Source organism: Streptomyces sp. NPDC041122 (genome assembly GCF_055592445.1).
The window spans coordinates 130,374-142,709 of record NZ_JBVIYQ010000013.1 but is presented as its reverse complement, the minus strand read 5'-3'; the positions used below and the strand labels follow the sequence as shown (position 1 = coordinate 142,709).

Genomic DNA, 12,336 nt, shown 5'->3' with positions numbered 1-12,336 from the left:
GTCTCGGCACAGCACAGCGAAATCCCGCACCAGACCAGCCCCGCACTGACGAGGAGCCTCGGCGCATGTCGCGTACCGCAGCAGAAATAGCAACCCAGCCCGCCTGCTGGAACCGGGCGGTGGAGGCGGCCGCCACCTTCGAGGGGCTGCCGAGGACGGGTGAGCGGGTCGCCGTCACCGGGTGCGGGACGTCGTGGTTCATGGCCATCGCGTACGCGGCGCTGCGGGAGGCCGCGGGTCTCGGCGAGACGGACGCGTTCGCCTCGTCGGAGTTCCCGGCCGGGCGCGCCTACGACCGGGTCGTGGCGATCACCCGGTCCGGCACGACGACGGAGGTCCTCCAGCTGCTGGGCGAGCTGAAGGGGAAGGTCCCGACGGTCGCGCTGACCGCCGACCCCAAGACCCCCGTCATGGACGCGGCGGACGCGGTCGCCGTCCTGGACTGGGCCGACGAGGAGTCGGTGGTCCAGACCCGGTTCGCCACGACGGCGCTGGCCTTCCTGCGGGCCGGACTCGGCGACATCCCCGGCGTGAAGTCGGTGGCCGAGGCCGCCGTCGACGCGGAGCTCGCGGTGACCGAGCCGCTGCCGGCGTCGGTGGTCGACGCCGAGCAGTGGACGTTCCTGGGGCGCGGCTGGACGTACGGGCTCGCGCTGGAGGCGGCCCTGAAGATGCGCGAGGCGGCGGGGGCGTGGACGGAGTCCTACCCGGCGATGGAGTACCGGCACGGCCCGATCTCCATCACCGGTCCCGGCCGGGTGGCCTGGATGTTCGGGGTGCTGCCGGAGGGGCTCGCCGGTGACGTGGACCGGGTGGGCGGCGAGCTGGTGGCCCGCCAGGAGGCCGACCCGTTGGCCGAGCTGATCCGCGCGCAGCGGCTCGCGGTGGCGCTGGCGGAGTCCCGCGGCTACGACCCGGACCGCCCCCGCAACCTCACGCGCAGCGTGATCCTGCCGTAGGCCGGGCGGATCTCCCCGGGGCGCGGCAGACCCCGGGGAGACCCGCGACCCCCACGAGAAGCCGAAGTGGACTAGACCTTTCCAGGGGGAACGCGCGAGACTGTCCCCCGTGAGACACGTCATCGCCCTCGATGTGGGCGGCACCGGAATGAAGGCCGCCCTGGTAGGGGCGGACGGCACGCTGCTGTACGAGGCGCGCCGCCCCACCGGCCGCGACCGGGGCGCCGACGCCGTCGTCGAGTCCATCCTCGACTTCGCCGCGGACCTGCGCGCCCACGGCGCGGCCCGCTTCGGCGAGCCCGCCGCCGCGGCCGGCGTCGCCGTCCCCGGCATCGTCGACGCCGAACACGGCATCGCGGTGTACGCGGCGAACCTCGGCTGGAGCGACGTCCCGCTCCGCGACCTCCTCAGCGCCCGCCTGGAAGGCGTCCCCGTGGCCCTCGGCCACGACGTCCGCACGGGCGGCCTCGCCGAGGGCCGCATCGGCGCGGGCAAGGGCGCCGACCGCTTCCTCTTCGTACCGCTCGGCACCGGTATCGCCGGCGCCATCGGCATCGGCGGTGCCATCGAGCCCGGCGCCCACGGCTCGGCCGGCGAGATCGGCCACATCGTCGTGCGCCCCGGCGGGCCGCCCTGCGGCTGCGGTCAGCGCGGCTGCCTGGAGCGCCTCGCCTCCGCCTCCGCGGTGAGCAAGGCCTGGGCCGAGGCGAGCGGCGGCCCGGAGGCGGACGCCGCGGACTGCGCCAAGGCCGTGGAGTCCGGCGACCCGCGGGCCCAGCAGGTCTGGCAGGACGCCGTCGACGCCCTCGCCGACGGTCTGCTCACCGCTCTCACTCTGCTGGACCCGCACACGCTGATCATCGGTGGCGGTCTGGCGGAGGCGGGGGAAACGTTGTTCACGCCGCTGCGGGCCGCCGTCGCGGCGCGCGTCGTCCAGTTCCAGACGCTGCCCGACATCGTCCCCGCGGCCCTCGGCGACACCGCCGGGTGCCTGGGCGCGGGCCTGCTCGCCTGGGACCTCGTCGACCGGAGAACCGGCGACCGGAACACCGACCCCACGACCGACCCCACGGAGGTAGCCACCTGATGGCCACTAGCAAGGTTCTCGCCGGTGCACAGGTGGTCCTGCCCACCGGGACCCTCACCAACGGCCGAGTGATCGTCGACGGCACCCGCATCGCGGGCAGCGCGCCCGCGGGCGCCGAGACCGTCGACCTCACCGGCCACTGGGTGGTCCCCGGCTTCATCGACCTGCACAACCACGGCGGCGGCGGCGCCTCCTTCACCTCCGGCACCGTCGAGGACGTCCTGAAGGGCGTGCACACGCACCGGCTGCACGGCACCACCACCGTCGTCGCCTCGACCGTCACCGGCGAGATGGACTTCCTCGTCGAGCGCGCGGGGGTGCTCTCCGAACTCGCCGAGCAGGGCGACATCGCCGGCATCCACTTCGAGGGCCCCTTCATCTCCCCGTGCCGCAAGGGCGCGCACAGCGAAGGGCTGCTCCGCCACCCCGACCCCGCCGACGTCCGCAAGCTGATCGACGCCGCCCGCGGCCAGGCCAGGATGTGCACGCTCGCCACCGAGCTGCCGGGCGGCCTCGACTCCGTACGGCTCCTCGCCGAGCACGGTGTCATCGCGGCGATCGGCCACACCGACGCGACGTACGAGCAGACGGTGGCCGCCATCGACGCGGGCGCCACCGTCGCCACACACCTGTTCAACGCCATGCCGGGCCTCGGCCACCGCGACCCGGGCCCGATCGCCGCGCTCCTGGAGGACGAGCGGATCACCGTCGAGCTGATCAACGACGGCACCCACCTCCACCCGGCCGCCTTCGAGCTGGCCTTCCACCACGCGGGCGCGGACCGGGTCGCGCTGATCACCGACGCGATGGACGCGGCCGGCTTCGGCGACGGCCGCTACATGCTCGGCCCGCTGGAGGTGGAGGTGAAGGACAGCGTGGCGCGGCTCGTCGAGGGCGGCTCCATCGCCGGATCGACCCTCACCCAGGACCGCGCGTTCAAGCGCTCGGTGACCGTCGACGGGCTGTCCGTCGAGGACACCGTCCGCGCCGTCTCCGCCAACCCGGCCCGGCTCCTCGGGATGTACGACCGGGTGGGTTCCCTGGAGCCCGGCAAGGACGCGGACCTGGTCGTCCTGGACGCCGCGTTCGACGTCACGGGCGTGATGCGCAAGGGCGAATGGGTGATTGCGCCCTTTTAACCCCTCCTGAACAGAAGGCGGTTGGCCCTCACCTCTGGGCCAACCGCCTTCTGTTTGGCATGATCAGAACCCGACGAACGCCAACGGCACACGCGAACGAACAGGCACTTCGGGGGTGGTACGAGTGATCCTCACCGTCACGCTGAACACCGCCCTCGACCTCACCTACCGTGTCCCGACGCTCACCCCGCACGCCTCGCACCGCGTCACCGAGGTGACCGAGCGCCCCGGCGGCAAGGGCCTGAACGTCGCCCGCGTGCTCGCCGCCCTCGGCCACGACGTGACGGTCACCGGCTTCGCGGGCGGCGACACCGGCCGCGTCCTGCACGAGCGGCTCGCGGCCGAACCGCGCCTCACCGACGCCCTCGCCCCGGTCGCCGGCGCCACCCGCCGCACCCTCGCCGTGGTCGACGCGGCGAGCGGCGACACCACCCAGCTCAACGAACCGGGCCCGGTCGTCACACCCGCCGAATGGGCCGCGTTCCTGGACTCCTACGAGGAGTTGGTGCGCCGCGCCGGCCTGTCCGCGGTCGCCCTCTGCGGCAGCCTGCCGCCCGGCGTCCCCGTCGGGGCGTACGCGCTCCTGGTACGGGCCGCACGCGCCGCCCGCGTCCCGGTCCTGCTCGACACCAGCGGGGAGCCGCTGCGGCGCGGTGTCGCCGCCCGCCCCGACATCGTCAAGCCCAACGCCGACGAGCTCGCCGAGCTGACCGGGTCCCACGAGCCGGGCCGGGCCACCCGGGACGTCCGCCGCAGGGGCGCGCACTCCGTGGTGGCCTCGCTCGGCGCCGACGGGCTCCTCGCCGTGACACCGGACGGCAGCTGGCGGGCGCGTCCGCCGTCCCGGGTGCGCGGCAACCCGACCGGCGCCGGCGACTCGGCGGTCGCGGGGCTGCTGTCGGCCCTCGCCGAGGGGCTGCCGTGGCCGGACCGCCTGGCCCGCGCGGTCGCGCTGTCGGCGGCGACGGTGGCGGCGCCGGTGGCGGGCGAGTTCGACCCCGCCACGTACGAGGAGCTGCTGCCGCGGGTGGCGGTCTCCCCGGCCGTGTCGGCGCCCGCATAGACCCTCCTTGAGCCGTATCCGCACCGCACAACGGGGCGCAGGGCCCCGGGATTTGGGGAGCACGTGCCACTGGTCAGCACCGGCGAACTCGTCGCGGAGGCCCGCGACGCGGGTCATGGCGTCGCCGCGTTCAACGTCATCACGCTGGAGCACGCGGAGGCGGTGGCGCTGGGCGCGGAGCGGGCCGGGCTCCCCGCGATCCTGCAGATATCGGAGAACGCCGTGAAGTTCCACGGCGGCCGGCTCGCCCCGATCGCGGCGGCGAGCGCCGCGGTGGCCCGCGCCTCCACGGCCCGGCTCTCCCTCCACCTCGACCACGTGACGGACGTGGACCTGCTGCGGGCCGCGCATCCGGAGGGCTTCAGCTCGGTGATGTTCGACGCGTCGAAGCTGACGTACGACGAGAACGTCAAGGCGACGGCGGACGCAGTGCGCTGGGGTCACGAGCGCGGCATCTGGGTGGAGGCGGAGCTCGGCGAGGTGGGCGGCAAGGAGGGCGAGGCGCCGCTGGACGCGCACGCGCCGGGGGTGCGCACGGATCCGGCGGAGGCGGCCGCGTACGTGGCGGGGACGGGCGTGGACGCCCTCGCGGTGGCGGTGGGCTCCTCGCACGCGATGACCGAGCGCACCGCGTCGCTGGACCACGCCCTGATCGGCGCTCTCGCGCGGGCGGTGCCGGTGCCGCTCGTCCTGCACGGGTCGAGCGGCGTACCGGACGAGGAGATCCGCCGCGCCATCGCCGCCGGCATGGTAAAGATCAACGTGGGCACGGCCCTCAACACGGCGTTCACCGGCGAGGTCCGCGGCTACCTGGCCGCCCACGGGACGGGCGTCGACCCCCGGAAATACCTCGCCCCGGCCCGCGAGGCGATGGCCGGGACGGTGGCGGGGTTCCTGGGGCTCCTGAAGTAACCCTCAGGAGCCCACCCGGAACCCGTGGGGGGCGGCGGCCCGGTCGCTAGCCCTGGTCGCCGTTCACGAGCCACATCTGGTCGATGTTGGCGCCGGTCGTCCCGCACAGGTCGCTCTGTGCGCAGGTGAGCGAGATGGTGTTGGTGCCCTTGGTGAGCTGGACCACCGCCCAGGTGTTGGTCCAGCCCTTCTCCCAGTCGCCCTCGTCCGCGTGCGCGAAGTTCTTCATGTTCAGCGGGCGGGTCTGCTTTTTGCCGTTGACGAGGATGGTGGCGTTGGAGTCCTTGCCGGGCACCCCGTAGTTGACCCGCAGGCTGTACGCGCCGTTCTTGGGGATGCCGTTGACGGTCCACGTCACCTGCGCGCCGACCTTGTCGAACCCGGCCACGTAGGTGCCGCCGTCCGCCTTGGCGCCGTCGACGTCGGACGCCGTGGTCGTGCCGCCGTCCAGCTTCAGGGCCTTCGCGTCGGTCTTGGGCAGGTCGGCCTTCTTCTCGGGCTTCTTGCTCGGCTTCTCGCTCGGCTCGACGGACGAGGCCTGCGAGGGCTTGCCGCCGGCGTTCGCGTCGTCGCTCTTGTCGTCGTCGTTGCCGAAGATCACGGCGGCGCCGATGCCGAGCCCGACGACCGCCACCACGGAGGCCGCGGCGATCAGCAGCCCCTTGGTGTTCGGGCCGCGGCCCCGGCCGCCTCCGCCGCCCGCGGGCGCGTACTGCGGCGTGGTGACGGGAGCGCCGCCGGGCTGCGCCTCGGGCGCGGTGTAGTGGGCGTTCGGCCGGCCGTAGCCCTGCTGGGGCTGCTGCTGCGGCGGGACCTGCTGGCCGTACCCCTGCTGCTGCCCGTACGCCTGCTGGCCGCCGTAGGTCTGCTGCTGCCCGTAGGAGGGGCGGCGGTCGCCGACCGCTCTGACCTGGTTGTACGAGGAGCGGGACCCCGGGTACCCGTAGCCGCCCCCGCCGCTGGGCGGGGTCGCTCCGGCCGCCTGTCCGTCCTCGTACAGGTAGCCGAACGGATCGTCGTCGCCCTGCGGCGCGCTCGGCGTGTTCTCGCCGTTATTGCCGGGCGTCATTCCCAGGTCACTCCCTCATGTCGCTGACGCCCGGGAGCCTACCCGGTCCGAGTGAGCCCAAGGGGTGGCGTTGACCTCATCAGGACCGCTAGCCCGCCCTGCGGTGCTGCTTGGCACGGGAGCGTTTCTCCACGTACATCCGCTGGTCGGCGGAGTGCAACACTTCGTCGGCCGACATCCCGCAGTGCGCCCAGCCGATGCCGAAACTCGCCCCCACCCGGACCGCTCTGCCGTCGACGCGGATCGGCGGGATGATCGCGTTCCGCAGCCGGACCGCGAGGTCCTGGGCGTCGGCCCGGCCGAGCCCGTCGGCGAGCACCACGAACTCGTCGCCGCCGAGCCGCGCCACGGTGTCCCCGTCCCGCACGCCGTTGGTGAGGCGGCGGGCGACCTCGATGAGGACGGCGTCGCCGGTGTGGTGGCCGAACCTGTCGTTGATCGACTTGAAGCCGTCGAGGTCGCAGAAGAGGACGGCGAGGCCCTTGGTGCCGTCGTCCACGTCGTTCTCCCCGCCCTCGGGGGCGACGGTGTGGACGTGGTGGTCGAAGCCGTCGTCCGCCCGGTGCGCGGCGGGCCCGAAGTCGAAGCCGTGCTCGTAGGCGGCGTCGAGGGAGTCGACGGCGCTCGGCTGGCCGGCGTGCGGCCTGCGGCAGAGGCGGGCGCTGAGCCGGGCGCGCAGCTCGGCGGAGTTGGGCAGGCCGGTGAGGGAGTCGTGCGAGGCGCGGTGGGCGAGCTGGAGCTCGCGGCGCTTGCGCTCCTCGATGTCCTCGACGTGGGTGAGCAGGAAGCGCGGCCCGTCGGCGGCGTCGGCGACGACGGAGTTGCGCAGCGACACCCACACGTACGTCCCGTCGCGGCGCGCGAGCCGCAGCTCGGCGCGGCCGCCCTCGGCTGAGGTACGGAGCAGGGTGCCGATGTCCTCGGGGTGGACGAGGTCGGAGAAGGAGTAGCGCCGCATCGCGGACGCGGGCCGGCCGAGCAGGCGGCAGAGCGCGTCGTTGGTGCGCAGGATCCGCCCGTGCTGGTCGCCGCCCATCTCGGCGATGGCCATGCCGGAGGGCGCGTACTCGAAGGCCTGCCGGAAGGACTCCTCGCTGGCCCGCAGCGCCTGCTGCTCCCGCTCCAGGCGGACCAGGGCGCGCTGCATGTTGGCGCGCAGGCGGGCGTTGCTGATGGCGATGGCGGCCTGGAAGGCGTACATCTGCAGGGCCTCGCGGCCCCAGGCGCCGGGCCTGCGGCCGTTGCGGGGCCGGTCCACGGAGATCACGCCGAGCAGTTCGCCGCCGGCCGCGCCGGTCGCGTACATGGGGGCGAAGAGGCGGTCGGAGGGGTGCCACTCGTCCTCGAAGCGGGGCTCGGGGCCCTCGGTGTACCACTGCGGGACGTCGTCGTCGTCGAGGACCCAGCCCTCGGTGTACGAGATGAAGCGCAGCGCGCCCCAGGCCTCGCCCATGGCGAGCCGGCGCTCCCAGGCGTCCCGGGAGCCGACGCGGCCGGTGATGAGCGCCTCGGCGGAGGAGTTGCCCGCGAAGGCGGCGACGACGAGGTCGCCGTCCGGGCGCACGAGATTGACGCACGCCAGCTCATAGCCAAGGCCGTTGACGACGCCGTCGGCGACGGTCTGCAGCGTGTCCGCCAGGCTCCGGGCCGTGTTCAGCTCCGCTACCACCTGGTGCAGCTGCCGCAGGGTCGCAAGACGGACGTACGGCTCCGACTCGGTCTCCATGCTCGTTCTCCCCGAGACCTCGACAGCAACTCCAGGATGCGCAGCGCCCGCAGTGATCTTTCGCCCGTGCTCTTCGTGGCACTCCTCGCGGCAGTGGCTCTTCCGTGCCCTTGCGCCTTTGGTGCCCGCAGTGTCTTATTGCCACCGTCACTGAATCACAGCGAGCTGCTCACCCGGTACACAGGGTCAACAAAATATGGGTCCTGTGACTCAAGTCACAGATGGGGCACCGCCGTTGGTCCAGTCCCTTGGACTAGTCCTCCGGAGAAAGGCCCCTGTACGGCACTGAGTGCCACGCGGACGCACCCACCTGCGTACGCACCCACGTCCACACCCACCCTTCGGCCCCCGGTCCTAGGACCGTCCTGGGCCCAGCGGCCGATGTTTCGGCGGGGGCGCACGGGCTAGCGTCGACGGTGTGGCTCACGTACCGAAGACTCTCCCGGCCCCGCGTTCCCCCCGTCATCCCGTGTCACACGGGCATGCTGATGGGGTGAGCAACGACGAGTTCCGCGCGGCGATGTCCCGGCTGGCGGCGGGCGTGGTCCTGGTGACGGCGCGCGAGCCCGGCCTGGACCCGGACGACCCGAACGCGCCCGCGGGCGAGGACGTGGGCATGACGGCCACGGCCTTCCTCTCCGTCTCCCTCGACCCGCCGCTGGTCATGGTGAGCCTGCGCGAGGGCTCCCGCATGGACGACCTGCTCGCCGAGCAGCCGCTGTGGGCGGTGTCGGTGCTGTCCGAGAGCCAGCGGCACATCGCGGGCCGCTTCGCGATGAAGGGCCGCATCAGCGACCGCCTGCTCTTCGAGGACATCCCGTACGTACGGGGGGCGGCGTCGGGCGCCCCGCTGGTCGGCGGCGCGCTGTCGACGCTGGAGTGCCGCACGGAGCAGACGGTGACGGCGGGCGACCACACGCTGGTGATCGGCCGCGTGCTGACTGCGTCGCTGCCCAGCGGCGACGGTGGCCCCCTGACGTACTTCCGCGGCAAGTACCGCCAGCTCGGCTAGCCCCTCAAGGGGCGCGGGGAACTGCGCGCTCAGCGCGCGACGAGCCGCAGCCGCGTCTGCCGGGATCCCAGCAGGAGCGGCTGCGGCTTTTCCGTGCTTGCTCGCGCAGTTCCCCGCGCCCCTGACGGGGCGGGCCTGACGGGGCGGGCCCCGGCGCCGGGCGGGGCTAGCCCCAACCCTGGCCGGAGCGCCCCCGCTTGGTCTCGCTGCGCGCCTTCTTGTTGCGCAGGCGGCGTTCGTTGATACCGCGCGGGATCTTCGTGGCGCGGCGGGGCTTCGGCGGCGGGGCGGTGGCCTCGGCGAGCAGGGAGGCGAGCCGGGTGGCGGCCATCTCCCTGTTCCGCCACTGCGAGCGGTGCTCGCTCGCCCGGACGCTGACGACGCCGTCGACGAGCCGGGGGGCGAGACGCTCCAGGGCGCGCCGCTTCCACACCTCGGGGAGCGCGTCGGTGTTCGCGAGGTCGAAACGCAGCTCGACCTGGGAGTCGGTGGTGTTGACGTGCTGCCCGCCCGGCCCGGAGGACCGCGAGAAACGCCACATGAGCTCGGCCTCCGGCAGGGAGACCGAACCGCGGATGACATGGGGTCCGGACATGCCCCCATGGTCGCGCGTCCGCCGGGCGCGCGTCACGCCCTTTTCGCGGGCCCGGGTAAAGAAAGTAAAGCCGGGTGGAACCTTGGGGACCCCGGTCGGCGTTGGTAGGAGTGAAGGTAGCTTCGTCCCCAGTACGAAGCCCGTACGCGCCGCCCGCGAAGGGCGGAGCGTCGTAAACGAGGGAAGGGACTCCCAACAATGGCAGTAAGCCTGTCCAAGGGTGGCAACGTCTCGCTCACCAAGGAGGCTCCGGGCCTGACCGCCGTCACCGTGGGGCTCGGCTGGGACGTCCGCACCACCACCGGCACCGACTTCGACCTGGACGCCTCCGCGATCGCGGTGAACACCCAGGGCAAGGTCTTCTCGGACCAGCACTTCGTCTTCTTCAACAACAAGGCGACGCCGGACCAGACCATCGTCCACACCGGTGACAACGTCACGGGCCAGGGCGAGGGCGACGACGAGCAGATCAACGTCAACCTCGAAGGTCTGCCGGCCGACATTGAGAAGATCGTCTTCCCGGTCTCGATCTACGACGCCGAGAACCGCTCGCAGAACTTCGGCCAGGTGCGGAACGCCTTCATCCGCATCATCAACCAGGCCGGCGGCACGGAGATCGCGCGCTACGACCTCTCCGAGGACGCCGCGACGGAGACCGCCATGGTCTTCGGCGAGCTGTACCGCAACGGCGCGGAGTGGAAGTTCCGCGCCGTGGGCCAGGGCTACGCCTCGGGCCTGGTCGGCATCGCGCAGGACTTCGGCGTGAACGTCTGAGGTGACGTGACCGTCTGAACGTCGTAGAAGGGCCCCGGCCTCAGCGATTTCGCTGGGGGTGGGGCCCTTCTACCTGTGGTGGGCCGCCTTCTGCCAACGCACCAAGGCGTGCAGGCCCCCGGGCGGGGTGGCTATCACCGTGTCCGGGTCGTCGCTCTCACGGAGGAGCAGGTGGGGACCGTTGTGGGCGAGCTCCACGCAGTTCTCGCCTCCGGCGCCGGAGAAGGACGACTTCTGCCAACGGACCAGGGCATCCAGGCCCGCGGGCGGGGTGGCTATCACCGTGTCCGGGTCGTCGCTCTCACGGAGGAGCAGGTGGGGACCGTTGTGGGCGAGCTCCACGCAGTCCTCGTCGCCCGCGCCCGAGAAGGACGACTTCTGCCACGTGATCTGCGGGAGGGGCGGCTGGGCGGCAGTATTCACAGTTCCTTCTCGATGTCGAGGATGAGCTGGCGGGACGCCTTGATTCCGAGCGCTGCCCGGTCCGCGGCGGCGAACAGCGCCCGGTACTTCTCGAGCCCGGCATCGGTGCCCAGGCTGCGGCCACCGAGTGCGCCGGAGACCCGGACCGTGTCCAGCTCGGGGACCGGGCCGCCCGCGTAGAGCACGGGCTGGGTGGCCTCGATGAACTCTTCGCCGGCGAAGGGGATGACGCGCACCTTCACGCTCGGCCACTCGGATGCGGCACGCAGGTGGCCGAGCTGGGCCCGCGTGACCTTGCTGCCCCCGAATCGCATGCGCAGTGCCGCTTCGTGGACGAAGGCGTGGAACGGGGGCGGGTCGACACGTTCGAAGAGCTGTTGCCGCCTCACTCTGAACTCCACCCGCAGCTCGACCTCATCAGCGGGCAGCGCGGGAATGTGGCCGCCATAGATCGCCCGTACGTAGTCCTCGGTCTGGAGAATTCCCGGCAGCGTCACCGTCTGCAGAGAAAGCAGGCTCGCGGCGCGGTACTCCAGCTCGGCGACGTCAAGGAAGCCCGGGGACAGCAGACCCCGGTACTCGTCCCACCACCGTTTGCCGCGCTCTTCGGCCATGCCGCACAGTGCGTCCACCAAAGCGGCGTTCGACGCCTCGTAGTGCACCGCCAACTGCCGTACACGGGAAGCGCTGACGCCCCACCGTCCTGCCTCGATGTGGCTGATCTGCGCCTGATTGCCGCCCAGCAGAGCGCCTGCCTCCGTGGTCGACAGGCCTGCGGCCTCGCGCAACTTGCGTAGCTCCGCGCCCAACCGCGCTTGCCGCGCCGTGGGATTGCTCCTGGGAGGCATGGGTCCCCTTCATAGTCGACGGGCTCAGTCTGCCGCCCCGCCCTCCGGCCGGTCCACTCACACGAGTGGAGTTTCCGTCATACATATGTGACGTCACATACCTGTGCCCTAACGTCATTCTCGACATCACGCGGAACGCCGGTGAACCCGCAGAGCAGCCGCCCACACGCGGCCAGGCCACGGTGGCGTATCGCGCAACTCGTCCAGTCACGCACGGAGTTGAAGAGATGAACACCGCACAGAGCGGCGCCCCCATCACCGCCGCACAGACCTACCACCTCACCACCCCCAACACCCCCCTCTCCCCCAAGATCTGCCGCGACACCCTCACCCTCCTCCTCACCGCCACCGGCCGCGCCGAACTCGCCGACACCGCCCGCGCCCTCGTCTCCGAAGTCGTCACCAACGCCGTCACGCACACCGCCTCGCCGACCATCGGCATGGAGGCGTGCGTGCTGGCGGACGGCGGGGTGCGGATCTCCGTGTACGACGACTGCCGTGCCGAACCCCTCGGCGCCCTCGACGTGTCGCGCGACAGCGAGAGCGGGCGCGGACTGCTCCTCGTGCATGCCCTCGCACACGACTGGGGCACCGCCCCCGCACCACGCCAGGTGCGGCCGGGCGGCGGCAAGCACGTGTGGTTCGAGCTGCGACGGGAGGGCCGCACCGGGAACGGGATTTACAGGTTCCCGACTATTATGGATACTTGAATAGTCCGGCAGAGCGAAG

13 protein-coding genes are annotated in these 12,336 nt (G+C 72.3%); 8 read left to right on the top strand and 5 right to left on the bottom strand.

Translation table 11 applies throughout. The features are described 5' to 3' along the window. Nucleotides 1–65 precede the first annotated feature (65 nt). The 5 genes from ACZ6B8_RS36740 (at nt 66) to ACZ6B8_RS36720 (ending at nt 5,160) form a co-directional block, all read left to right on the top strand. Nucleotides 66–959: an SIS domain-containing protein gene (locus ACZ6B8_RS36740; protein WP_471610044.1), complete on the top strand. Its 894-nt coding sequence runs from the start codon at nt 66–68 to the stop codon at nt 957–959. 109 nt (nt 960–1,068) lie between these two features. Further along, a complete protein-coding gene (locus ACZ6B8_RS36735) occupies nt 1,069–2,046 on the top strand; it encodes an ROK family protein (RefSeq protein WP_471610043.1) in 978 nt (325 codons plus the stop codon). Beyond that, nucleotides 2,046–3,185: an N-acetylglucosamine-6-phosphate deacetylase gene (gene nagA / locus ACZ6B8_RS36730; protein ID WP_471088031.1), complete on the top strand. Its 1,140-nt coding sequence runs from the start codon at nt 2,046–2,048 to the stop codon at nt 3,183–3,185. Before ACZ6B8_RS36735 ends, nagA begins: the two co-directional genes overlap by 1 nt. Before the next feature lie 124 nt (nt 3,186–3,309). After that, a complete protein-coding gene (locus ACZ6B8_RS36725; protein WP_471610042.1) occupies nt 3,310–4,248 on the top strand; it encodes a 1-phosphofructokinase family hexose kinase in 939 nt (312 codons plus the stop codon). A gap of 63 nt (nt 4,249–4,311) precedes the next feature. Beyond that, a complete protein-coding gene (locus ACZ6B8_RS36720; protein WP_471610041.1) occupies nt 4,312–5,160 on the top strand; it encodes a class II fructose-bisphosphate aldolase in 849 nt (282 codons plus the stop codon). 46 nt (nt 5,161–5,206) lie between these two features. Here the strand turns inward: ACZ6B8_RS36720 and ACZ6B8_RS36715 are convergent, their stop codons facing one another. Together ACZ6B8_RS36715 and cdgB are read right to left on the bottom strand one after the other, a co-directional pair. Then, nucleotides 5,207–6,229, bottom strand: coding sequence for a carbohydrate-binding protein (locus ACZ6B8_RS36715; RefSeq protein WP_471088037.1), 1,023 nt, complete (start codon nt 6,227–6,229; stop codon nt 5,207–5,209). A gap of 88 nt (nt 6,230–6,317) precedes the next feature. Further along, entirely contained in the window at nt 6,318–7,955 is a 1,638-nt protein-coding gene (cdgB, locus tag ACZ6B8_RS36710) for a diguanylate cyclase CdgB (protein WP_471088039.1), read from the bottom strand. Nucleotides 7,956–8,424: 469 nt separating this feature from the next. Between cdgB and ACZ6B8_RS36705 the strand changes: the two genes are divergently transcribed. Next, nucleotides 8,425–8,967: a flavin reductase family protein gene (locus ACZ6B8_RS36705; RefSeq protein ID WP_471088041.1), complete on the top strand. Its 543-nt coding sequence runs from the start codon at nt 8,425–8,427 to the stop codon at nt 8,965–8,967. A 166-nt stretch (nt 8,968–9,133) separates the two neighbouring features. Here ACZ6B8_RS36705 and arfB read toward each other — a convergent pair whose 3' ends face one another. Continuing rightward, nucleotides 9,134–9,562: an alternative ribosome rescue aminoacyl-tRNA hydrolase ArfB gene (arfB, locus tag ACZ6B8_RS36700; RefSeq protein WP_471088043.1), complete on the bottom strand. Its 429-nt coding sequence runs from the start codon at nt 9,560–9,562 to the stop codon at nt 9,134–9,136. A gap of 198 nt (nt 9,563–9,760) precedes the next feature. Between arfB and ACZ6B8_RS36695 the strand changes: the two genes are divergently transcribed. After that, nucleotides 9,761–10,336, top strand: coding sequence for a TerD family protein (locus ACZ6B8_RS36695; RefSeq protein ID WP_125513572.1), 576 nt, complete (start codon nt 9,761–9,763; stop codon nt 10,334–10,336). A gap of 69 nt (nt 10,337–10,405) precedes the next feature. On the opposite strand, the gene ACZ6B8_RS36690 is transcribed toward ACZ6B8_RS36695, so the two are convergent. Together ACZ6B8_RS36690 and ACZ6B8_RS36685 are read right to left on the bottom strand one after the other, a co-directional pair. Continuing rightward, the gene (locus tag ACZ6B8_RS36690; protein WP_471610040.1) at nt 10,406–10,759 is read right to left on the bottom strand and encodes a DUF397 domain-containing protein; all 354 of its coding nucleotides are present in this window, start codon (nt 10,757–10,759) and stop codon (nt 10,406–10,408) included. After that, nucleotides 10,756–11,607 carry a helix-turn-helix domain-containing protein gene (locus ACZ6B8_RS36685; RefSeq protein ID WP_471088049.1) on the bottom strand — a complete coding sequence of 284 codons (852 nt, stop codon included), beginning with the start codon at nt 11,605–11,607 and terminating at the stop codon, nt 10,756–10,758. Before ACZ6B8_RS36685 ends, ACZ6B8_RS36690 begins: the two co-directional genes overlap by 4 nt. Nucleotides 11,608–11,834: 227 nt before the next feature. Between ACZ6B8_RS36685 and ACZ6B8_RS36680 the strand changes: the two genes are divergently transcribed. After that, entirely contained in the window at nt 11,835–12,317 is a 483-nt protein-coding gene (locus tag ACZ6B8_RS36680; RefSeq protein ID WP_471610039.1) for an ATP-binding protein, read from the top strand. Nucleotides 12,318–12,336: the final 19 nt, after the last annotated feature.